At 58.3% G+C, this 22,490-nt stretch carries 22 protein-coding genes and 1 other annotated feature; of the genes, 12 read left to right on the plus strand and 10 right to left on the minus strand.

Going from position 1 to position 22,490, the window contains the following annotated elements; all coding sequences use genetic code 11:
• Positions 1-17: 17 nt before the first annotated feature.
• Positions 18-1,181 carry a serine-type D-Ala-D-Ala carboxypeptidase DacD gene (gene dacD / locus B3797_RS12755; protein WP_311791285.1) on the minus strand — a complete coding sequence of 388 codons (1,164 nt, stop codon included), beginning with the start codon at positions 1,179-1,181 and terminating at the stop codon, positions 18-20.
• Between the two features lie 64 nt (positions 1,182-1,245).
• Here dacD and B3797_RS12760 point away from each other — a divergent pair, with 64 nt between their 5' ends.
• From B3797_RS12760 to sbcB, 4 genes are all read left to right on the plus strand, one after another.
• Complete coding sequence (locus B3797_RS12760; protein ID WP_311791269.1) at positions 1,246-1,392, plus strand: hypothetical protein; 147 nt, start codon at positions 1,246-1,248, stop codon at positions 1,390-1,392.
• Positions 1,393-1,834: 442 nt separating this feature from the next.
• On the plus strand, positions 1,835-2,527 hold the full coding sequence (locus B3797_RS12765) for a hypothetical protein (protein ID WP_311791270.1): 693 nt from the start codon (positions 1,835-1,837) through the stop codon (positions 2,525-2,527).
• Positions 2,528-2,732: 205 nt separating this feature from the next.
• The gene (locus B3797_RS12770; RefSeq protein ID WP_311791271.1) at positions 2,733-3,212 is read left to right on the plus strand and encodes an Hcp family type VI secretion system effector; all 480 of its coding nucleotides are present in this window, start codon (positions 2,733-2,735) and stop codon (positions 3,210-3,212) included.
• Between the two features lie 419 nt (positions 3,213-3,631).
• Entirely contained in the window at positions 3,632-5,062 is a 1,431-nt protein-coding gene (gene sbcB, locus B3797_RS12775) for an exodeoxyribonuclease I (RefSeq protein WP_311791272.1), read from the plus strand.
• 27 nt (positions 5,063-5,089) lie between these two features.
• Here the strand turns inward: sbcB and B3797_RS12780 are convergent, their stop codons facing one another.
• The 6 genes from B3797_RS12780 to ltnD all read right to left on the minus strand — a co-directional run bounded on the left by B3797_RS12780 (position 5,090) and on the right by ltnD (position 11,263).
• Positions 5,090-6,115 (minus strand): Gfo/Idh/MocA family oxidoreductase, encoded by a 1,026-nt coding sequence (locus B3797_RS12780; RefSeq protein ID WP_311791273.1) that lies wholly within the window; start codon positions 6,113-6,115, stop codon positions 5,090-5,092.
• Positions 6,116-6,211: 96 nt separating this feature from the next.
• Positions 6,212-7,567 (minus strand): GntP family transporter, encoded by a 1,356-nt coding sequence (locus tag B3797_RS12785; RefSeq protein WP_311791274.1) that lies wholly within the window; start codon positions 7,565-7,567, stop codon positions 6,212-6,214.
• Positions 7,568-7,688: 121 nt separating this feature from the next.
• Positions 7,689-8,474: an HPr family phosphocarrier protein gene (locus B3797_RS12790; RefSeq protein ID WP_311791275.1), complete on the minus strand. Its 786-nt coding sequence runs from the start codon at positions 8,472-8,474 to the stop codon at positions 7,689-7,691.
• Positions 8,474-9,100 carry an aldolase gene (locus B3797_RS12795; protein ID WP_120453371.1) on the minus strand — a complete coding sequence of 209 codons (627 nt, stop codon included), beginning with the start codon at positions 9,098-9,100 and terminating at the stop codon, positions 8,474-8,476. Before B3797_RS12795 ends, B3797_RS12790 begins: the two co-directional genes overlap by 1 nt.
• Positions 9,093-10,361, minus strand: coding sequence for a 3-oxo-tetronate kinase (otnK, locus tag B3797_RS12800; protein WP_311791276.1), 1,269 nt, complete (start codon positions 10,359-10,361; stop codon positions 9,093-9,095). The genes B3797_RS12795 and otnK overlap by 8 nt, the downstream gene beginning before the upstream one ends.
• 2 nt (positions 10,362-10,363) lie before the next feature.
• Positions 10,364-11,263 (minus strand): L-threonate dehydrogenase, encoded by a 900-nt coding sequence (ltnD, locus tag B3797_RS12805; RefSeq protein WP_126689937.1) that lies wholly within the window; start codon positions 11,261-11,263, stop codon positions 10,364-10,366.
• Between the two features lie 262 nt (positions 11,264-11,525).
• Here ltnD and ygbI point away from each other — a divergent pair, with 262 nt between their 5' ends.
• Together ygbI and B3797_RS12815 are read left to right on the plus strand one after the other, a co-directional pair.
• On the plus strand, positions 11,526-12,287 hold the full coding sequence (gene ygbI, locus B3797_RS12810) for a DNA-binding transcriptional repressor YgbI (protein ID WP_311791277.1): 762 nt from the start codon (positions 11,526-11,528) through the stop codon (positions 12,285-12,287).
• Between the two features lie 105 nt (positions 12,288-12,392).
• The gene (locus B3797_RS12815) at positions 12,393-13,658 is read left to right on the plus strand and encodes a phosphatase PAP2 family protein (RefSeq protein WP_311791278.1); all 1,266 of its coding nucleotides are present in this window, start codon (positions 12,393-12,395) and stop codon (positions 13,656-13,658) included.
• Between the two features lie 48 nt (positions 13,659-13,706).
• Here B3797_RS12815 and B3797_RS12820 read toward each other — a convergent pair whose 3' ends face one another.
• A complete protein-coding gene (locus tag B3797_RS12820) occupies positions 13,707-15,062 on the minus strand; it encodes an APC family permease (RefSeq protein WP_311782558.1) in 1,356 nt (451 codons plus the stop codon).
• 349 nt (positions 15,063-15,411) lie between these two features.
• Positions 15,412-16,827, minus strand: coding sequence for a glutamine synthetase family protein (locus B3797_RS12825; RefSeq protein ID WP_311782559.1), 1,416 nt, complete (start codon positions 16,825-16,827; stop codon positions 15,412-15,414).
• 209 nt (positions 16,828-17,036) lie between these two features.
• Between B3797_RS12825 and puuD the strand changes: the two genes are divergently transcribed.
• From puuD to B3797_RS12840, 3 genes are read left to right on the plus strand one after another with little or no spacing between them, the layout of a single operon-like run.
• Positions 17,037-17,801: a gamma-glutamyl-gamma-aminobutyrate hydrolase gene (gene puuD, locus B3797_RS12830; RefSeq protein ID WP_311791279.1), complete on the plus strand. Its 765-nt coding sequence runs from the start codon at positions 17,037-17,039 to the stop codon at positions 17,799-17,801.
• Positions 17,798-18,355 (plus strand): HTH-type transcriptional regulator PuuR, encoded by a 558-nt coding sequence (gene puuR, locus B3797_RS12835; RefSeq protein WP_311782561.1) that lies wholly within the window; start codon positions 17,798-17,800, stop codon positions 18,353-18,355. Before puuD ends, puuR begins: the two co-directional genes overlap by 4 nt.
• A gap of 24 nt (positions 18,356-18,379) precedes the next feature.
• Positions 18,380-19,657, plus strand: coding sequence for an FAD-binding oxidoreductase (locus tag B3797_RS12840; RefSeq protein WP_311791280.1), 1,278 nt, complete (start codon positions 18,380-18,382; stop codon positions 19,655-19,657).
• A 10-nt stretch (positions 19,658-19,667) separates the two neighbouring features.
• On the opposite strand, the gene B3797_RS12845 is transcribed toward B3797_RS12840, so the two are convergent.
• Entirely contained in the window at positions 19,668-20,495 is an 828-nt protein-coding gene (locus B3797_RS12845; RefSeq protein ID WP_311791281.1) for an SDR family oxidoreductase, read from the minus strand.
• A 147-nt stretch (positions 20,496-20,642) separates the two neighbouring features.
• Here B3797_RS12845 and hisL point away from each other — a divergent pair, with 147 nt between their 5' ends.
• The 3 genes from hisL to hisD form a co-directional block, all read left to right on the plus strand.
• Complete coding sequence (gene hisL, locus B3797_RS12850; protein ID WP_100396937.1) at positions 20,643-20,690, plus strand: his operon leader peptide; 48 nt, start codon at positions 20,643-20,645, stop codon at positions 20,688-20,690.
• Positions 20,666-20,786, plus strand: a sequence feature (His leader region). Its footprint overlaps the gene before it by 25 nt.
• Before the next feature lie 50 nt (positions 20,787-20,836).
• Complete coding sequence (hisG, locus tag B3797_RS12855) at positions 20,837-21,736, plus strand: ATP phosphoribosyltransferase (RefSeq protein WP_311791282.1); 900 nt, start codon at positions 20,837-20,839, stop codon at positions 21,734-21,736.
• A gap of 3 nt (positions 21,737-21,739) precedes the next feature.
• Positions 21,740-22,490, plus strand: a 751-nt coding sequence (gene hisD, locus B3797_RS12860) for a histidinol dehydrogenase (protein ID WP_311791283.1), incomplete at its 3' end; no start/stop codon positions are given.

A 22,490-nucleotide genomic window follows, 5' to 3' on the forward strand; every position in this document is an offset into this window, starting at 1 on the left:
GAGGCCGCCTGCTGTTGTCAGAACTTCTGCTTCAGGTAATCCTGAACACGCGTGATAATCCCCGCCTCGTCTACCGCAGAGAGCGTCACCAGCGGATAGCTCGCCAGCTGTTTGTCTTTATCCATTACCTGAATCTCGCCGATGGTTTCGTTAGCCTTTAGCGGCGCTTCCAGATCCTTACGATTAATCACATATTTGGCCTTAACGTTCTGGATCTCGCTGCGCGGAAGCGACAGGAAGACGTCATTCGCGGTGCCGACGGCGACGCTGTGCGGATTGCCGTACCAGACGTTTTCCGTTCCGATTTTCTTACCCGCATGGAACAGCTGTACGGTATCAAAGCTATTCTGGCCCCAGACCAGCAGCTTACGCGCCTGCTCTTCACGCCCTTTCGCGCTTTTTCCGCCCATCACCACCGCGATCAGACGATGCTGACCAACGACGTTTGAGGCGATGATATTAAAGCCCGCCGTTTCGGTATGGCCGGTTTTCAGGCCGTCAACATGGAGATTGTTATCCCACAGCAGGCCGTTGCGGTTGTTCTGAGTGATGCCGTTCCAGCTGAGGGTTTTCTCGCTGTACATGGCGTAGAAATCGGGTTCGCCGCTGATAATGGCACGCGACAGCTTCGCCATATCCAGCGCTGAGGAGAACTGGCCCGGCGCATCCAGGCCGTGTACGGTTTCAAAGTGGGTGTTGGTCAGTCCCAGCTTCTGCACGTACTGGTTCATCATATTGACGAAGTTCTGCTGGCTGCCCGCCACGTAATCGGCCAGCGCCACGCAGGCGTCGTTGCCGGAGTCGATAATTACGCCGCGGCTCAGATCGCGCACCGTTATTTTGTCGCCAGGCTTAATAAACATCAGCGAAGAGCCTTTAAATACCGGGTTGCCTGCCGCCCAAGCGTCTTTGCCGACGGTCACAACGTCATCGCGGGTGATTTTTTTCGCGTCGATGGCGCGGTCAACAACGTAGCCGGTCATCAGCTTGGTCAGGCTGGCGGGGTTGCGGCGCTCGTCAGGATTGCCTGCGGTCAGCACCTGCCCGGTGGTGGCGTCCATCAGTACCCAGGAGGCGGCATCAATCGACGGGGGCGTCAGGGGAAACGGCATATCGTCGGCGTGCGCCAGCGAAGCCAAAAGGAGAGTTCCAGTTACAGTGATCAACAGACGCCTTTTCAACACTTCATCCTCAAGGTTACAGGGAAAACAGCGGCTCGTTTTACGGCAAAAGGCATAAACAGGTTTGAATAAATTGAAAAAAAGTGTGATCGGGGGCGGGCTGCGCCGCAAAACCAGCGTTCTGCGCTTTCTTCAGAAGGTCATGCTCTCCATGCTTGCTGCCGTTCTGTTCTGTATTTCAGCGCTGATTTCATCCCAATACGGGCGATGATTTTTTATGGTTATTGACAATCGCCCGCATTAAAATTGCTCAATAAAGGATATGGCTAGCAGTGCTGGCTATATCTGTTGTGGAGAAAGCTTTCGTTGCTGGCTCTGCATGTTACATTTACGATTACAAAACGGCATAAGCAACTCATTGAATTTAAAAATAAAGAATAACTCATTTCATAATAAATTTTGCTGCGCATCATTTCATCGCATATTAATACATATAAAAGGTTACGCGAATCATTATTTTTCTTTAGGTTTTGTCAGGTTATACTCATAATCTAATGAGACGCAATACATGCTCATCGCATATTTATTAAGTATAAAATCTATTATAAAGCGCCAAATCGTTTTGCCCGTCTCGGCAGGACTTTTATAGCCACCTGCATGCGAAAATATTTATATAAAAATTTTAAAAGAACAACTAATTAAAGGATTCTGTTATGTACTATAGCGACGCTATTCTCAGCAAACTGTCGAGTGACAAAATACTGGCAAGAAAGCTAGAAGAGGCTTTCTCTGGTGTGAAAGAAAATGTTATCAAGCAGGCAGAAAGGATTCAGGACGGTGCTACTCGCATGGCTTTTTATGCCTCATGCTTTACTGAAAATTATCAGGATGTATGCTCAAAATTGAAAAATGAGGACCTCCGTTTTTTAGAAGCACTTTTCCAGTTAGTTAAAGATCGCAGAATTATTTCCGACCTTGTCTATATTTATGTTGAGCTACTTTTAAAAAATAAGACGGCGCAACAACTGGAATACATTAAGCGTCTGATGATGAAAATGAGCGTGAACATTTCTACTAGCTCCTTAACTATTAGGTCTTTCGCTTTAGGTGTGACAATGGCAATCTGCCTGGGCTCGAATATTGGCACTGGCATCCAGCAACGAGTAAGCCAACTATCAGGATTATCTTTCACCATCCTGGGTATTTATGGTCATATACAGGAAGCAGCTGAAAGCGCTGAACGATTGCAGGTTATGCATCCTGCCTACTATCAGGCTCTGTATATGCGAAAGTTAGAAATGATGTATTTCCTGGTAGAGCCTGTTTTCATGAAAGCGGATGCCTTCAAGATAAATATCTTATCAGATAATGACGTAGCCAATACATTAACTCGTCTGGCGAGGTAAAATGATAAAATTTTTAAAGAAGTGGCTTAAAACCGAAGCTTCCTTTTTTTTATGGACCTATATCCCAACAATTATTGTTATCATCTTCAGCATGCTGATGGCCCACTACTTCCCCGCTATCGCGATACCGGCTATAGGTATTTTTCTCGTTATAGTGATGATCGTTGTCTTTTTCTTGCCACGCTAAATTAAGAAGAGGTTTAAGATGTCAACTCCTGCTCACATTTGGTTAACAGATGAAAACGGATCACCAGTCGTAGGTGGATGTGTTATGCCTGGGCGTCTTGGCTCTATTGAATTAAAATCCGTCATGCATAGCGTATCTGTACCTGTCGATCCTAACCGAGGTAAACTTACTGGAACAAGGGTACATTCTCCCATTGTTATACAAAAAGAGTTTGATCAAACAACTCCTCTTCTTTTCCGGGCGCTATGTGAAGGCAGAACTTTAAAATCCGCAATAATAAGGATGTACAGAATTATTGACGCCGGTCTTGAGAGCGAATATTTTAACATTTTTCTGGAAAACGTAAAAATAACGACAATTTCACCTTATTTACAACCTAATGGAATGACCAGCACCCATATAGAAAGCATCGAACTTCGCTATGAATCAATAACGTGGAAGTATACTGAAGGTAACATTTTATATCGAGACTACTGGAACGATCGCGCTATAGGATAAATAAAACAGACCGCAACAAAAGTTGCGGCCTCCTTTTACCATTAAAGTCTTAAAAATTAAATTTAGTGGTTAACGGAAAACCTCACCAGCATATTAATAAAATGGATGTATATTATCTAATCCGCTGCAACAGTAGCTATGACTTTTGCAGTCACTGATCCTATGCGCTTTGCGTTATGTTGATAGCGGTACGGAAAGTGGTTCACGCCCTTCGGTGATACAGGTAACGTCGATTCCGTCAGAAGCCGAACCTTCTGACGTGTTCGAATTTGGTTTACCATGTATAGAAGGATGCCTGATGTCTCTCCAGTTCTTAACAATTTTGGTACGCAGCGAGAAGTGAACCTGAGCAGGCACAACAAGCGGTGATTTTCTTAAAACTCAACGCATTAATGAACAATCATCAACGGTAATGACATTTGAAAAACGATCGCGCACAGCCTACCTTCCTCTTTCACGATTACGAAACCTTCGGTAAAAGCCCGTCGCTGGACCGTCCGGCGCAGTTCGCCGCACTGCGCACCGACAGCGACTTTAACCCGGTTGGCGAGCCGCAGATTTTCTATTGCCGCCCTGCCGATGACTATCTGCCACAGCCGGAAGCGGTGATGATCACCGGCATCACACCGCAGGTAGCGCGTGCGCGCGGCGTATCGGAGGCGGAATTCGCCGCCCGTATCTATGCTCTTTTTACCGAAGAGCAAACCTGCGTGGTGGGCTACAACAATGTGCGCTTTGATGATGAAGTAACGCGCAATATCTTCTACCGCAATTTCTACGATCCCTACGGCTGGAGCTGGCAGAACGGCAACTCGCGCTGGGATCTGCTGGATGTGATGCGCGCCTGCTATGCGCTGCGTCCGGACGGCATCGTCTGGCCGGAAAACGAGGATGGCTTCCCCAGCTTTAAACTTGAGCACCTCACCAAAGCCAACGGCGTGGCGCATGAGAATGCGCACGACGCCATGTCTGATGTCTATGCCACGCTGGCGATGGCGAAGCTGGTGAAGGAGAAACAGCCTAAGCTGTTCGATTTCCTGTTTACGCATCGCAACAAAAATAAGCTAATGACGCTTATCGACATCCCGCAGATGAAGCCGCTGGTGCACGTTTCGGGCATGTTTGGCGCGGCGCGCGGCAACACCAGCTGGATCGTGCCGCTGGCGTGGCATCCCGACAACCGCAATGCGCTGATCGTCGCCGACCTGGCAGGCGATATGTCGCCGCTGCTGGAGATGGATGCGGATGCGCTGCGCGAGCGGCTCTATACCCGCAAAAGCGAGCTGGACGACAGCGAGTCCCCGGTGCCGATTAAGCTGGTGCATATCAATAAATGCCCGGTGCTGGCCCCGGCCAATACGCTGCGCCCGGAAGATGCGGCGCGACTCGGCATCGACCGCGACGCGTGCCTCGCTAATCTGGCGTTGCTGCGCCAGCATGCAGAGGTGCGGGAAAAGGTCGTCGCGCTGTTCGCCGAAGCAGAGCCGTTTACCCCGTCAGACGACGTGGACGCTCAGCTTTACGACGGTTTCTTCAGCGACGCCGACCGCGCAGGCATGACTATCCTGCGTCAGACTGCGCCCGCTAACCTGCCGGCGATGGATCTCACTTTCCAGGATGCGCGCGTGGCGAAGCTGCTGTTCCGCTATCGCGCCCGCAATTTCCCCGGCACGCTGGACGACGCCGAGCAGCAGCGCTGGCTGCAGCACCGTCGTGAGGCGCTGAACGCCGATCGGGTGCAGGCGTTCCTGCTGGAGCTGGAGTCGCTGGCGAGCCTGCACGAAGAGGATGCAGAAAAAATGGCGCAGCTTAAGGCGCTGTACCACTATGCGCAGGAGCTGGTTTCCTGACGCCTTCAGGGCAGGCGCGCCCTGCCCTTAGCTCAGCGTGACCAGCTCGCCGCGCTCGGCGCTGAGCATCGCAGCGTCAAGCACTTCCAGCGTGCGTATCGCCTGTTCAGTCGTGACCGGCGGCGGCGAGCCGGTTCGGAAGGCCTCGGCGAACGCCTCGTAGTAGGCGTGATACCGTCCCTGCTCTGACTCCACACGCGTTTCGCCCTCGGCCGTTCGCAGCACGCCCCAGCGATCCGGCTGCTCGTAGCCCCACTCACTGAGATTGTCCGCCGGACGCTTACCCGCGAAAATAGCCTGCGCCTGCACGTCAGTACCAAGCGAAACAAAGCTCCCTTCCTCGCCATAAAGACGCCATTCACGCGCGTTGAGGTAGCAGGTTTTGGTTGAGGAGAGATGGGAATGAACGCCGCTCTTATGGATCAGGGTGATAACGAAGCTGGCGACCGTTGGCCCTTCCGGGCGCGCGATCTTGTCCGTCTGGGCGAATACCGCTTTTACTGGCCCGAGCAGCCACACCGCCTGATCGACCAGATGGCTGCCGATATCACGCAGCAGGCCGCCCTGCTCGCCCGCTTCCAGCGTGTCCGGATCGTTATAATCCATGCGGCTGTGGACGCGCCAGAGCCGCCCCAGACGCTGCTGATCCAGCAGCTTTTTCACCGTCAGAATATCGGCGTCAAAGCGGCGGTTATGATAAACCGACAGCAGCACCCCTTTTTTCTCCGCCGCGGCGGCCAGCTCACGCCCGGTTTCAGCATCTGGCGCAAAGGGCTTGTCGGCGATAACCGCAACGCCTGCGGCGATCGCCTCCAGCACCAGTTCGCGTCGGGTATGAGGCGGCGTTGTAATAGTGACGGCATCGACTCCCGCCTCAAGCAGCGATTTAAGATCGTTATAAACGGGGATATCGGGGAAATCGCGCTTTACTTTAGCGACGGTCGCGGGCGCGCGGGCGACGATCCCTGCCAGTTCAACGCCGCGCGCGGCGCAGATAAAGGGCGCGTGAAAGTGCTGCCCGCCGGTGCCATAGCCTACCAGTCCAATTTTCATCAGGTCACTCCCTCTTGTTGAAGGATTAAGAGTAAGCAACGCGCGGCCGGTTCGCCAGCGCGCGGCGTCTGTCAGGCCCGCACGACGCTCTGGGCGTTACACCAGCGCCCAGACCAGCCAGGTCAGCACAAAGCCCGTCAGGCCCATCAGCGTCGTCAGCACCGTCCATGTTTTCAGGCCGTCGCCCACCGACAGTCCCAGATAGCGCGTCACGACCCAGAAGCCCGCGTCGTTAACGTGCGACAGCCCCAGGCCGCCGAAACAGGCCGCCAGCGTCACCAGCACGCGCGCCATATCGCTGGTGCCGCTGACCGCGGAAGTAAGCAGGCCGCTGGTGGTCAGGATCGCCACCGTGGCCGAGCCTTGCGAGGCGCGCAGCGCCAGCGACAGAATAAACGCGGCGGGCACCAGCGGCAGATGCAGCGTCTCCAGCGTCGTGGCCAGCGCCTTGCCGACGCCCGACTCCACCAGCACTTTACCGAAGGCGCCGCCCGCGCCTGCCACCAGGATCACACTCGCCGATCCCGGAATAGCGCGGCCGGTCAAATCCTCCAGCTTCTCTCTGCTCCAGCCGCGGCGGACGCCCAGCAGCCAGGCCGCCAGCGCCAGGGCAATAAGCAGCGCGATTGGCGGCGTGCCGATAACCGTCATCACTTTGCCCGGCAGGCTGTCGGCCGCCAGCAGCGAATGAGAGAGCGTGCCCACGACGATCAACAGGATCGGCACCACAATCAACCCCGCGATAGTGAGCGCGCCCGGCGGCGCAGGCTCATTCTTCTTCTCCACGCCTTCCGGCTTCGCCATTTGCAGCTGCTCCAGCACTTCAACCGACAGATGGTAGTGGCGGCGATTCATCAGCTTCGCCACATAGTAACCGACGATGCCGACCGGCACTGAAATCGCCAGGCCGATCATCATCAGCCAGCCCATATCGCTGTGCAAAATGCCCGCGGCGGCCGCTGGCCCCGGATGCGTTGGCAGTGCCACATGTACGGTCAGCATCACCCCCGCCATTGGCAGACCAAACTTCAGCGGCGAGACGCGCGCTACTTTGGTAAAGCCGTAGATCAACGGGATAACGATAATAAAGCCGACCTCAAAAAAGACCGGAATGCCGAGGATAAATGCCGCCATGGTCAGCGCCGCGACGGTGCGCTTAATGCCGAGGCTTTTACTGAAGCGCTGCGCCAGCGACTCCGCGCCGCCAGAGGCTTCGATCACCGCGCCGAGCATCGCCCCCAGCACGATAATAATGGCGATATGGCCGAGCAGGCCGCCCATGCCGCTCATAATGGTATCCATGATCTTCTCAGCGGGGATGCCTGTCGCGACGGCAACCAGCAGGCTGACGATCAGCAGCGCAACAAAAGGATGGACTCTGGCTTTAATGACCAGCAGCAGCAGTATGACGATGCTGGCGGTCGCAATGGCTAACAGCAGTGCGGTGGACATGGTAATCCTCAGATATCGTTATTTTTTTATGAATAAGGCGTACAGTGCTGCCTGGAACAGGCGCAGGATGACAAACGGATGAAAGCATCCCGACGCCGCAGCGCCGGGCTTAGCAGAACACTCAGCGTTTTTTCGCCCAGGGCGCAAACCAGCCGAGGCCGTCCAGCGTGTTGCCGCGCGGGATATATTCGCAGCCGATCCAGCCGTCGTAGCCCACCTCATCCAGCAGCGTAAACAGCCAGGGGTAGTTGATCTCCCCTTCATCCGGCTCATGGCGGTCTGGCGCGGACGCGATCTGGATATGGCGGTAGCGACCGAGGTTCTCACGGATCAGACGGCTGAGATTGCCGTCCACCAGCTGCGCGTGGAACAGATCGAGCTGGGTAAAGACGTTGGAGCGATCGATGCGCGCCGCCATCTCCAGCGTCTGGTACTGGCTGGCATAGAGATAGTTCGGTTTAGTGACCGGATTGAGCGCTTCCAGCAGCAGGTTAATGCCGTGGGGCGCAAAGCGCTCCGCCGCATAGTGCATATTGCGCACAAAGGTGTCGGCGTATGCCGCGCGATCCGCGCCCGGCGGCACCGTCGCAGCCATGATATGCACCTGCGGCACCTCAAGCGCCAGCGCATACTCCAGCGCGCGGTCGATATCGGCGCGCGCTTCCGCTTCGCGTCCGGGAATCGCCGATACGCCCCATTCGCCCGCCGCCACATTGCCCGGCGCGGTGTTGAACAGCACCAGCTTCAGTTGGTTTTCATCCAGCAGCTGCTTGAGCTGCGCCGCCGGATAGTCGTAGGGAAAGAGAAACTCCACCGCGTCGAAACCGGCCTGCGCCGCGGCGGCGAAGCGTTCGGTAAAAGGAACTTCATTGAACTGGGTGGATAAGTTTGCGGCAAACTTCGGCATTATCGGCTCCTTAATTCCGCCACTTCGCTCGCGCTAAGGTAGCGAATGGCGCGGTCGCCCAGGGTAAACATCAGTCGGGCGGTCTCTTCCAGCTCTTCAGTATTGTCTGCGGCTTCGCGCAGCGATTTACCCACCACAACTGGCCCGTGGTTCGCCAGCAGAAAGGCGCGATACTGGCCCGCCAGCCGCGACAGATCGTCCGCCAGCCGCTGATCGCCGGGTTTGTAGTAAGGCACTACCGGCACGTCGCCAACGCGCATTACCACGTAGGGCGTGAACGGACGGATACAGTTTTGCGTATCCAGCCCCTCAAGACAGGAGAGCGCAGTCAGGTAGTGGCTGTGCAGATGCACCACCGCTTTGCACTCGGGATCCCTGGCGTAGAGCGCGCGGTGAAAGGCGATCTCTTTGGAGGGCTTATCGCCAGAGAGCCACTCCCCTGCCAGCGTCACTTTTGACAGGCGATCGGCCTCCAGCTCGCCGAGGCAGGAGCCGGTCGGCGTCGCCAGCAGGTTGCCATCATCCAGCAGCAGAGAAAGATTGCCCGCAGAGCCGGTGGCGTAGCCGCGGGCGAAAAAGGAGGCGCCCAGCTTCACCATCTCTTCGCGGGCCTGTTGTTCAGTCATATGCAAACTCCGTTTGTGCGCGGCGGAAAAAGTGTTCGTCGCCGAAATTGCCGGACTTCAGCGCCAGCGACAGCGGCTGATGGATATCGCGAACCCAGGGCACGCCTGGTGAAATCGTCGGCCCGATATGAAACGCCGTGACGCCGAGACTCTGCGCCACCACGCCGGAGGTTTCGCCGCCCGCCACGATAAAGCGCTGCCAGCCGCGCGCCTTGAGTTCGCGCGTTACGGCGGCAAAGAGCTGTTCCACCGCCTCGCTGCTGCGCTGCGCGCCATACTCGTGCTGAATCGCCTGTAGCTGCTGCGCGTCGGCGGTGGCGTAGAGCAGCGGCGCCAGCGGCTGGTCGCTGTGGGCGGCTACCCAGTCGCACAGCGTTTGCGCGTAGGCCTCCACGTTGTCCAGACAGCGCGCGACTTCAACCTCGCACGACGGCGCCTGTTGACGGTAGGCGCTGACCTGGAGATTGGTCATCTGCGAACAAGAGCCGGAGATCACCACGGCGCGTTCGCCCTGCGGACGCCCTGCGTTTTCCGCCTCGGCGCGGTCGCTGTCGGCCGTCGCCCACTGGCGCGCCAGGCCGATAGCCAGCCCCGAGCCGCCGGTAACCAGACGCATGTCGCGCAGCGCTTCGCCCTGCGTCAGCAAGTGCTGCTCGTGGAGGGCATCCAGCACCACATAGTTAACGCCTTGCGCTTTCAGCTCGCTCAGCCTGTCGCGCACCGCCTGCGCGCCCTGGTCGAGCAGCGGCGCGGCGATAAGGCCCGCTTTGCCAGCCGCCTGACGCTCCATCAGACGCAGCAGATTGCTGTCGCGCATCGGCGTCACCGGATGGTGGCGCATACCTGAGTCGCTCAGCAGCTGCTCACCGACGAACAGATGACCGAGATAAACGGTGCGGCCATTGACCGGCAGCGCCGGAGAGATCGCCGTCTGAGTTTCGCCCAGCGCCGCCAGCAGCGCGTCGGTTACCGGGCCGATATTGCCCTGCTCGGTGCTGTCGAAGGTCGAGCAGTACTTGAAGTAAAAGCGATCGCAGCCCTGCTCCTGCAGCCAGCGCAGCGCGGCCAGCGACTGGGCGATCGCCTGCTCCGCCGGGCAGGAACGCGACTTCAGGCTGATGACAATCGCCTGCGCGGTCAGCGCGTCATGCTGCTGCGGCACGCCGTTAAACTGGATGGTGGGCAGCCCGTTCTGCACCAGAAAGCTGGCGATGTCGGTAGCGCCGGTAAAATCGTCGGCGATGATGCCTAAACGCGTCATGCTCACTCCTTCGCCTGCGGCAGCTGAATGCCGCTGAAAATTTTAATCACGGCGCTGTCATCTTCACGGCCGTAACCGGCGTTGCTGGCTTCCGTAAACATATTGAGCGCCGTGGAGGCGAGCGGCAGCGGGAAGTGCAGCGATTTGGCGGTATCCGCCACCAGGCTGAGATCTTTAACGAAAATATCGACGGCGGATTTCGGGCTGTAGTCGCCATCAACTACGTGTCGCATACGGTTCTCAAACATCCAGGAGTTACCTGCCGCGTTGGTCACCACGTCATACATGGTCTCCAGCGGGATGCCGGCGCGCGCCGCCAGCGCCATCGCTTCAGCGCCAACGGCGATATGCACCCCCGCCAGCAGCTGATGAATGATTTTAACCGTCGAACCGAGGCCGATTTCGCTGCCGACGCGGTAGACTTTCGCCGCTACCGCATCCAGCACCGGCTGCAGGCGCTCAAATGCCGCGTCGCTGCCGGACGCCATAACCGTCATTTCGCCCGTGGCCGCTTTCGCCGCGCCGCCAGAGACCGGCGCGTCCAGCATTAGCAGCTGGTGCTGCGCCAGCTGCTGCTCGATCTGCTGCGCATCCTGGGCGGAGATAGTGGACGAGACCATAACCACGGTGCCGGGCTTCAGCTTCGCCGCCAGGCCGTTTTCGCCGAACAGAATCGCTTTAACCTGCGCGGCATTCACCACCAGCAGCAGCACCGCATCCAGCTGCTCGACAAACCCGTCGGCCGAGGTTTGCGCGTCGCGCGCGCCAGCCTGCCGCAGCGTGTCCAGCGCGGCGGGATTAAGATCCACGCCCCAGGTGTTCAGCCCGGCGCGAATACAGGAAGTCGCCGCGCCCATTCCCATTGAACCTAAACCGATAACACAGACGTTTGAGAGTGGCACCGTAAGCCTCCGCCGTTAATTTAAGTGATTATTTGTTGTATGTTGTTAATACTGGCAGGATTACTGATGAAGAAACGTGCTATATGTCACATATTTTCACTAACCAGACTAATATTGAACATTTATTCACAACATATCCATCTCTATGATATTCATGGATTTTAACAGGCTATCCGCGCTTTCAACGCGGCAAAGATTTTCATTCGACTGGCTAAGCAAATGCTTTACACTGTGAAAAATTGATAAGCAAGGAGTGCAAAAGATGATACCCATTGAACGCCATCAGCAGATTCTGGCGCTGGTCGCCGAACGCGGCGTGGTGAGCATTGCCGAACTGACGGAGCGGCTCGGCGTATCGCATATGACCATTCGCCGGGATGTGCAAAAGCTTGAGGAGCAAGGCGCGGTGCTGTCGGTTTCCGGCGGCGTGCGTTCGGCCGACCGGCTGGCGGCGGAGCCGTCGCATCAGACGAAGACCACGCTTTACAACGCCGAGAAGAACGCTATCGGCCGCTATGCCGCCCAGCATATTCCGCGCAACAGCTGCATCTATCTGGATGCCGGCACCACCACGCTGGCGCTGGCGCGCGAGCTGCTGGACCGTGAGGATCTGCTGGTGGTGACCAATGACTTTATGGTGACCAACCTGCTGATGGAGGCGAGCGGCTGTCGGGTGATCCATACCGGCGGCACTGTTTGCCGCGACAACCGCTCCTGCGTGGGCGAAAGCGCGGCGCGCAGCCTGCGCCATCTGGCGATCGATATCGCCTTTATCTCCGCCTCCTGCTGGGGTCCGCGCGGGCTGTTTACGCCCGATGAAGATAAGGTCACGGTGAAACAGACGGTAAGCGACGTCAGCAGCAAGCGCGTACTGCTGAGCGACAGCTCGAAGTACAACAAGATTGCCACCTTTCTGGCGCTGCCGCTGCACTGCTTCGACAGCATCATTACCGATACGCAGCTTAGCGCCGCCGCACGCAGCGCGCTGAGCGAGGGGAGCTGGGAGCTGGTGCTGGCGGAGTAGCGACGCGCTAAATCCCCTTGAACCTCAGCGCTGCAATAAAAATGTCATCCTGCAGAGTTACCGTCAAAACCGGCAAGGTAATTCTCTGAATAACAGGATAAAAACATGACATTACGTTTTACGCTTATCGCTGCGGCGCTGTTGCTGGCGCAGCAGGCGCAGGCAACCACGCTGCCGCAGGCGGCGGCGCTAGCGCGCACCACCACCCCCGAATCGAACAGCCCGGCTTTTAACGCGCTGGAGCAGCAGATCCTGCAGGCGGAACGTCAGGCGTTGCAGAATGGCGCGCCGACGCTGACGCGCGACGCGCTGGAAAAGGCGAAGCAAACTCACGCGCAGGCGGACAGCGCCTGGCTCAAGGCGAGCGGCTACGACTTTCAGGTAAAAGCCAACCAGCAGGCGGGCATCGCCCTGCTCTCCAGCTTTACGGCGCTGCCGAAAATGGCGCTGGACGCTAACCGCGCCACGGTAGCGGACATTAACCTTAACGCCACCCAGGGCGCGCGACACCAGGCGCTGGCCGACGCGGAAGGCATCAGCTATCTCTATTTCACCGCCGACGCGCTCGGCCCGCGTCTCGGCAAAGCCTTCCTGGCTGCCTACGATAAAGGCGAGCTGGGCAAGGCAGCCGCGCTGATTAAAGCGACAGAGATCAGCACCAGCGCGGCGAAAAAGCACTTTAACTATCCGCGCCCCTTCCTGGCGGCGGGCAATAGCATCCATCTGGTGCCGGACGATGTGGTGGTAAAAGATGGCAAACTCTACACCGCCGACGGCGGATCCTTTCCCAGCGGGCATACCAATACGGGCGTAACTGACTCGCTGCTGCTGGCGCAGATGATCCCGGAGCGTTTTCAGGCGCTGCTGACGCGCGGCGCACGCTACGGCTACTCCCGTATCGTGCTTGGCGTGCACTACCCGCTCGACGTGATGGGTTCGCGCATGGTGGCCGAGCGCAACGTGGCGCACTTTCTTAACGATCCCGCCTATCGCAGGCTGTTCAGCGAGGCGCGTGACCAGCTACGCAGCGCGCTGGAGAAAGAGTGCGGCACTTCGCTGGCGGTATGCGCGCAAACCGTTAAGGGAGATGACAGCTATCAGGATGCGGCAATGAAGACGTTCTACCGCTTCACCATGACCTACAACCTGCCGCGACAGCACATTCAGGCGCACGCGCTCAGCGTGCCGCAGGGAGCGGAGGTGCTGCTGGAGTCGGCGCTGCCGCAGCTTTCGGCTGCGCAGCGTCGCGCATTGATGGCGAAGACGGCGCTGCCGGCAGGTTATCCGCTGTCGGGCGACACGCCGGAGCAGCAGTTCTGGCAGCGGCTGGATCTCAGCGCGGCCTTTGCGCAGGCGGGACATCGCGGATAAAAAAAAAGGGTGAGGCCTGCGCCTCACCCTTTTTTAATCATCGGCGGATTAGACTTCTTCGCTGTACTGCGGCACCGGATTACGGAAGCTGCGGGTAACAAACGCGAGGTAAACAATCCCCACGGCGGCCCAAATCAGGCCCAGCACCATCGAGCTTTCTTCCAGGTTAATCCAGAGCGCGCCAACCGTCAGCGCGCCGAGCACCGGCAGCACCAGATAGTTCAGATGGTCGCGCAGCGTGCGGTTACGCTTCTCGCGGATCCAGAACTGAGCGATCACCGACAGGTTAACAAAGGTAAACGCCACCAGCGCGCCGAAGTTAACCAGCGCCGTCGCCGTTACCAGATCGAAACGAATCGCCATCAGCGCAACGGCGCCGACCAGCAGCACGTTCAGCGACGGCGTGCGCCACTTCGGATGGATATAGCCGAAGAAACGCTCCGGGAAGACGCCATCGCGGCCCATCACGTACATCAGACGCGAAACGCCCGCGTGCGCCGCCATACCTGACGCCAGCACAGTCACTACCGAGAAGATCAGAATGCCGAACTGCAGCACATGACCAGCCACGTACAGCATGATCTCAGGCTGTGACGAATCCGGATTTTTAAAGCGCGAAATATCCGGGAAATAAAGCTGCAGGAAGTATGACGCCACGATAAAGATCAGGCCGCCGATCAGCGCCGTCAGGAAAATCGCGCGCGGAATGGTGCGCTCTGCATCTTTCGTCTCTTCCGACAGCGAGCTGATACCGTCAAAGCCAAGAAACGAGAAACAGAGAATTGTCGCACCGGTAATCATCGGCACCACATGGGCGTCAGCGGACCAGAACGGCTGCGAACTGGTAAGCGTACCCGCCCCTTCGCCATGCGCCACGCCGTAAATCACCATGCCGGTGATACCGATCATCACCACAACCTGCAACACAACGATGACGCTGTTGAAGTTCGCCACGGTTTTAATGCCGCGCAGGTTGGACATCGTCATAAACGCCACCAGCAGCACCACGAAAATCCACGACGGAATGCCGGGCACCAGCGCTTCGAAATAGTTTTTCGCCAGCAGGATATTGATCATCGGCATGAACAGGTAGTCCAGCAGAGATGACCAGCCGACCATAAAGCCGACGTGCGGACTGATCGCCTTTTGAGCGTAGGTATAAGCGGAGCCCGCAGATGGGAAGCGGCGTACCAGCTTACCGTAGCTTACGGCGGTAAACAGAATCGCAATCAGCGCAAAGGCATAGGCAGTAGCAACGTGACCGCTGGTCAGACCCGAGACGATACCGAAGGTATCAAACAGGGTCATCGGCTGCATGTAGGCAAGGCCAATCATGACGACCGGAAGCAGGGTCAGAGATTTTTTCAGGTGCGCACGCTGTGGTGCTGAGGTATCAAGCGACATGTTTCAGACCTCCCTGAGCTGCAACCTGACTGGATTGCATCACGGGAGCAAGGAAGGCGGCATTATGAGCCAGCGCGGCGCCGTAGTCATCACGGAAACGAGAGCCAGCGCGGGCCGGCTGAATGAAAAACATTCCCATCTTTGTATCCTCAGTTCGTACGCTTGCGCGTTTTTTAACGTGTATCTATCCGGGCGCGCCCGGCCTCATGCGAATCGGCTAAGTACATGCAAAAAAAATAACCGAGGCTCTTAAAAGCATCGGTTATATTCGGATTTTTGCAGGCCGCGTATTTTGCCCCAAAACGCAGGAAAAACACAAGACCCGCTAATAAGTATAGCCACTTTTTTCTCAGGCGTTTTTTAGCATCCAGTCAATCTCCGTAGCGGTGACCAGACGCTCGAACTGCATCATCTCGTGGCGCTTACAGCTGTGCCACACCGCGCCGAAACGCTCGCCCAGCAGTTTTTGCAGCGGATAGCTGCTTTCAAATTCACAAAGCGCCTCGCTCTGACGCACCGGTAGCGGAATGCCCTCCGCCTCATGGCCGTTGCCCTGTACCGGCTGCGGCAGCGGCAGCGCGGTATCCAGGCCATGCAGAATACCCGCCAGGATTGCCGACATCACCAGGTAGGGATTGGCGTCCGCGCCCGCGACGCGATACTCCACGCGGTGATTTTCCACGTCGCCGCAGGGAATGCGCAGCGCCACGGTGCGGTTGTTATGCCCCCAGGAGGCCCGCAGCGGCACATAGGCTTCCGGCACGAACCGACGATAGGCGTTGACGTTAGGCGCCAGCAGCGCCATCGACGCCGGCATCAGGTCGAGCATACCTGCCAGCGCGCGCTTTAACAGCGGCGAGTCGCTGCCGTCGTCGGTAGCGAAGGCGTTATGATCGGCGGCGTCCAGCATGCTGATATGCACATGCATGCCGCTGCCCGCATACTCTTCATAGGGTTTAGCCATAAAGGTTGCGGTCATGCCGTGGTTCTCCGCTACCTGACGGATCAGCCTTTTAAGCTGTACCGCATGGTCGCAGGCGCTCAGCACGTCGCGGGTGTGATGCAGGTTGATTTCAAACTGCCCTGGCGAGGCTTCCGCCAGCGCGCCGTCGGCGGGAATATTTTGCTGACGCGCCAGCGCGTCGATATCACGCAGCACCGCGCCAAAGTGATCCAGGTTATCGACAGAGTAGACCTGGCTCTGCATATTGCGTTCGCTGCTGCCCGGCGCACACGGCGGCTGAATATAGCCTTCGGCGTCGCGGGCCTTGTCTACCAGATAGAACTCCAGCTCTACCGCTACCACCGGAAACAGCCCTCGATTGCGCAGCTGCTGCCACAGTCGGTTAAGGACATTGCGGGGTTCAACGTCAAAGGGAGTGCCATCTTGGTTGCACATGGTCAACAGCAGTTGGGCGATGTGTTCAGGATCGGAAGCAGAGGGAACTAAGGTGCCAGGAACCGGCATACAGAGGTTGTCAGGTTCGCCGAGAGATTGTCCGAGGCCGGCTTCTTCGACGGTATTACCGAGGATATCCATGGCGAAAACCGAGGCCGGGAAATAACACCCTTTTTCCAGTTTCGCCAGCGCGGCGACCGGGATGCGCTTACCGCGAAAGACGCCATTTAAATCATTTAATAAGATATCGACATACTGCGTTTCAGGATGGCGTTCCAGCCAGGTTTTCACCTCAAGCTGGAACGCGCTGGTTCGTCTCTCTTCACTGTGACGCGTGAAGTCTTCAACTTCCACGAGGTTCGTCATGTCCCACCCGCCTTCTACCGTTAGTTGGTTTGCGCAATGCTCAAAATAACAGCCACTCTTCTAACATAGCGCCAACACAAAAAGTGTGCAAATGTAACAAAACTGTTTGAGAAACAAACAGCGCGTTGCTAGATTGGAAAAATATTGCACACTTTTACCCTTTGCGTGCTCGATCGGTGAATTTTTTGAACAGCGAGTCGAGGAATGAGATGGGCATTATTTTTAACAACCCCTTGATCGGCGTAGCGATGTGCCAGATCGATAATGGCGGCCATCCCACGCAGTCGGTGCATAACAAATACCTGACGGCGATAACCCAGGCGGGCGGCGTGCCCCTTGCCCTGCCTCATCAGCTCTGCGAGACGCCCCCTCTGCTGGAGCAGGCGCTGGCGGCGCTTGACGGCATTTTGCTGACCGGCAGCCCAAGCAATATCGAACCCTGGCAGTATGGCGAAGCGGGTAAAGAGGCGCATATCGATCCCGGCCGCGACCGGCTCGCCTTCGCCCTTATTACCTGGGCCACCAGCCGCGGGATGCCGCTGTTTGGCATCTGCCGCGGCATGCAGGAGCTGGTGGTAGCCAACGGCGGTGCGCTGTGGCGCGATCTCGACCAGCTAAAAACAGGTCTGACGCACCATGAAGAGGCGACGCAGCCGTTAAACGTACAGTACGCGCCGGCGCATGACGTTTTTCCCGAAGCGGACGGGCTGCTGGCGAGGCTGCTGGGAGACGACGCGCCACTGGCGGTTAATTCGCTGCATCATCAGGGCATCCGCGAGACAGGCCCGCAGCTGCGCATTGAGGCGCGCGCGCCGGATGGCCTGATCGAAGCGGTCAGCCTGCGCCGCCATCCCTTTGCCCTCGCGGTGCAGTGGCATCCTGAATGGCAGCCGGAACATAACGACGCCTCGCGCGCGATTTTCGCGGGGTTTATTCACGCCGCACAGCACTATCACAAGGAAAAAACACCATGAACGATGCCGCTCTGGCGCCCGGACGACGTTTATCGCAAATCCGGCAAGAGTTGGGATTGTCTCAGCGTCGCGCCGCTGAACTGTCAGGCTTAACCCACAGCGCAATCAGCACCATCGAGCAGGACAAGGTTAGCCCGGCGGTCAGCACGCTGCAGAAACTGTTAAAAGTTTATGGGCTGTCGCTGTCGGAGTTCTTCTCCGAGCCTAAAGGTAATGATGCGCCAAAGGTGATTGTCCGCCAGGAGGATCTGGTGGAGATCGGCAGCCAGGGGGTATCGCTGAAGCTGGTAGACAACGGGCAGGCGCAGCGGTCAATCGGCATGCTGCTTGAGACCTATCAGCCCGGCGCCAGCACCGGGGAAAAGCTGCGTCATCCAGGGGAAGAGACCGGCACGCTGCTGGAGGGAGAAATCACCCTGGTGGTTAACGGACAACCTTACCACCTTAACGCGGGCGAAAGTTACGTGATCGATACCGGGCTGCCGCACAGCTTTACCAATCTCTCCGCGCAGCCCTGCCGTATCGTCAGCGCCCATACGCCCGCCAATTTCTGACGCATCCGCACGCAGGAGGTTGTGATGCAACACGTTGAAAGCTACTACGCGGCGTCCGCCAACGATCATGCGCCCTGGCCGATGCTGCGGGAGAGTATCCAGTGTGACGTCTGTATTATCGGCGCAGGTTTTACCGGCCTTTCTGCTGCGCTCTACCTGACTGAGGCGGGCTACGACGTTGTGGTGCTGGAGGCGGCGCGCGTCGGCTTCGGCGCTAGCGGCCGCAACGGCGGGCAGGTGGTGAACTCCTACAGCCGCGATGTGGACGTGATCGAGCAGCGCTACGGCAAAGAGAGCGCGCGCATGCTCGGTAGCATGATGTTTGAGGGCGCCGAAATTATTCGTGACCGCATCGACCGCTACGCCATCGCCTGCGACTACCGGCCCGGCAATATTTTCGCCGCGCTCAACCTGCGCCAGATGAACCATCTGCGCCACCAGCAGCGGCTGTGGGAAAAGTATGGCAATCACGATCTGGAACTGCTGGACGAGCGCGGTATCCGGCGCGAAATCGCGACCGACCGTTATGTCGGCGGCCTGCTGGATCGGCGCGGCGGCCATCTGCATCCGCTTAACCTGGCGCTGGGCGAAGCCGAGGCGATCCGTCGTCACGGCGGGCGCATCTATGAAGGCTCGGCGGCAACGGCATTGAAGTATGGCGCGCCGAATCGGATCTCCACCGCCCACGGCGAGGTGAGCGCGACCTTCGTGATTTTCGCGGGGAATGCTTATCTGCCTTCGCAGCTGGAGCCGCGTCTGACGCGGAAAAGCATGGCGTGCGGCTCGCAAATCGTCACCAGCGAGCCGCTGAGCCGCGATCGGGCGCTGGCGCTGCTGCCGAACAATCACTGCGTCGAGGACTGCAACTATCTGCTCGACTACTTTCGGCTGACGGCCGATAACCGGCTGCTCTATGGCGGCGGCGTCGTCTATGGCGCGCGCGATCCGGGCGATATCGACGCGCTGATCCGTCCCAAGCTGCTACGCACCTTCCCGCAGCTGCGCGATATCGCCTTTAGCTATCGCTGGAGCGGCAACTTCCTGCTCACCCTCTCCAGGCTGCCGCAGTTCGGCCGGCTGGAACACAACGTCTACTTTATGCAGGGAGACAGCGGCCACGGCGTTACCTGCACCCATCTCGCCGGGAAGCTGATTTGTGAAGCGCTGCGCGGCGATGCGGAACGCTTCGACGCCTTTGCGAAGCTGCCGCACCTGCCCTTCCCCGGCGGACGGCGCTTTAAGGTGCCGCTGACCGCGATGGGCGCCGCCTGGTATGCGCTGCGCGATCGGCTCGGCGTGTGAGAGGCTGAGATTACGCCAGCGGCATTTTCGCCGGATCGTCGTAGCTGTACTCAAACCCCAGTTCGTTGCAGATACGCGAGCCGTCAATCAGCTTGCCGGTCTCGCCGGATGGCGAAGGCAAAAAGGTTGGCGGCGTCAGTCCCAGCTGGCGCGATACCTCCGGATAAAAGGCGTCGCGCGACGGATGCTTCGGCGCGCAGAGGTTATAGACCCGGCCGCCTTTCGGCGTTTGCAGCAGCAGCGTAATCGCGCTTACAACATCGTCCAGATGCACCAGGTTCACGCCGTGTGAGCCGGTACTCAGCCCGGTTTTCCCTGCCAGAAAGCGGCCAGGATGGCGGCTCGGCCCTACCAGGCCGGCAAGACGCAGAATATCGACCTGGGTGCCGGGCAGATCGTGCAGCCAGCTCTCCAGTTCCGCCAGCGTCTTGCCCGCCACCGTTTCGGGCTGCAGCGCGCTGTTCTCTTTCATTACGCCGTTGCCGCTGCCGTAGACCGAGGTCGAGCTGGTGAAAATAATGCGCGGCACCTGATTCGCCAGCGCGCTGTTCACCACGTTCTGCACCGCCTGCATATAGCTCTCGCCCCCTTCCGCCGTACGGCTGGCGGGCAAGGTGACCACCAGCGCGTCGACGCTGAACAGCATGGCGAGATCCTCGGCATCGCACTCTGTTTCCGGCGTCAGCCGTAACTGCACCGCGTCAATGCCGCAGCGTCGCGCCGCCTCGACGCCGTCCGGCGTGGTTTTACTGCCGGTGACCTGCCAGCCGCGCGCCGCCAGCGCGAGCGCGAGCGGCATGCCCAGCCATCCCAGACCGATAATTGCGACCTTCTTCATATTCTCTCCTGCGCTTGCCTCACTGCTGTTCATCTTAGTGCGCGCCGCTGCCGAACCGCAAAGATTAAAAAAGGGTTGCGCATCGCAGTTATCTTCGCTAGGTTAATCAGCACGCAAATGAATACTCATTCAGCAACGGAATTTTTTATGACACGCGTTCAGTTCAACCATCATCACCACCATCACCCTGACTAGTCTTTCAGGCGATGTGTGCTGGGAGACATTCAGATCTTCCAGTGGTGCGAACGCAAAGAGAACCCCCGGAAGATCGTCTTCCGGGGGTTTTTTTATGGGCTGGCGCAATACCTTTTCAGACAGGAATGAAAAAGAGGACAGGATCGATGTTAGATAACAAGCGCATTCGCATAGCTATGCAAAAATCTGGTCGTTTAAGCGATGACTCACGCGAACTGCTGGCGCGCTGCGGCATTAAAATCAACCTGCAGCAGCAGCGCCTGATCGCCTTCGCAGAGAACATGCCGATCGATATTCTGCGCGTGCGCGATGACGATATTCCGGGCCTGGTCATGGATGGCGTGGTCGATCTCGGCATCATTGGCGAAAACGTGCTGGAAGAGGAGCTGCTGACGCGCCGCGCGCAGGGCGACGACCCGCGCTACTTTACCCTGCGTCGCCTGGACTTCGGCGGCTGCCGCCTGTCGCTGGCGATGCCGGTAGATGAAGAGTACACCGGCCCGCAGTGTCTGAATAACGCCCGCATCGCCACCTCCTATCCTCACCTGCTGAAACAGTATCTCGACAAAAAAGGCCTCAATTTCAAACCCTGCATGCTGAATGGCTCGGTGGAAGTCGCGCCGCGCGCCGGACTGGCGGACGCGATTTGCGACTTAGTGTCAACTGGCGCCACGCTGGAAGCCAACGGCCTGCGTGAAGTTGAAGTGATCTACCGCTCAAAGGCGGTGCTGATCCAGCGCGACGGCGAAATGACTCCAGAGAAGCAGGAGCTGATCGATAAGCTGATGACCCGTATTCAGGGCGTTATCAAAGCGCGTGAATCCAAATACATCATGATGCACGCGCCGAGCGAGCGTCTGGAAGAGGTGATCCAGCTGCTGCCCGGTGCCGAGCGTCCGACCGTACTGCCGCTGGCGGGCGATCAGAGCCGCGTGGCAATGCACATGGTCAGCAGCGAAACGCTGTTCTGGGAAACCATGGAAAAACTGAAAGCGCTGGGCGCCAGCTCGATTCTGGTGCTGCCAATTGAAAAGATGATGGAGTAAGCCATGTCCTTTATGACCCCCATCGAATGGCAGCAGTGCAGCGAGGAAGAGCAGCAGGCGCTGCTGCAGCGTCCGGCTATCGCCGCCTCCGACGCCATCAGCGCCACGGTGCGCGATGTACTGGAGCAGGTAAAGCGCAACGGTGACGCGGCGCTGCGCGAGTTCAGCGCGCGCTTCGACAAGGCGCAGGTGGAGGCGCTGCGCGTCACGCCAGACCAGATAGCGGCCGCCGGTGCACGCCTGAGCCACGCCCTTAAACAGGCGATGGCCGCCGCCGTCGCCAATATCGAAACCTTCCACAACGCGCAGAAGCTGGCGGCCGTGGATGTGGAGACCCAGCCCGGCGTGCGCTGTCAGCAGATCACCCGTCCGGTGCGCTCGGTCGGCCTCTATATTCCTGGCGGCTCCGCCCCGCTCTTCTCTACCGTACTGATGCTGGCGACCCCGGCGCGCATCGCCGGCTGCAGCCGCGTGGCGCTCTGCTCACCGCCGCCGATCGCCGATGAGATCCTCTATGCGGCGCAGCTCTGCGGCGTTGAAGAGGTCTTTCAGGTCGGCGGCGCGCAGGCGATCGCCGCGCTCGCCTTCGGCACCGAGAGCGTGCCGAAAGTAGACAAAATCTTTGGGCCGGGCAACGCCTGGGTCACCGAGGCGAAACGTCAGGTGAGCCAGCGTCTCGACGGCGCGGCGATCGATATGCCCGCCGGCCCGTCGGAAGTGCTGGTTATCGCCGACGAAGGCGCAACGCCCGCCT

This window comes from Pantoea sp. UBA5923, assembly GCF_002431095.1.
Lineage (GTDB): Bacteria > Pseudomonadota > Gammaproteobacteria > Enterobacterales > Enterobacteriaceae > Pantoea > Pantoea piersonii.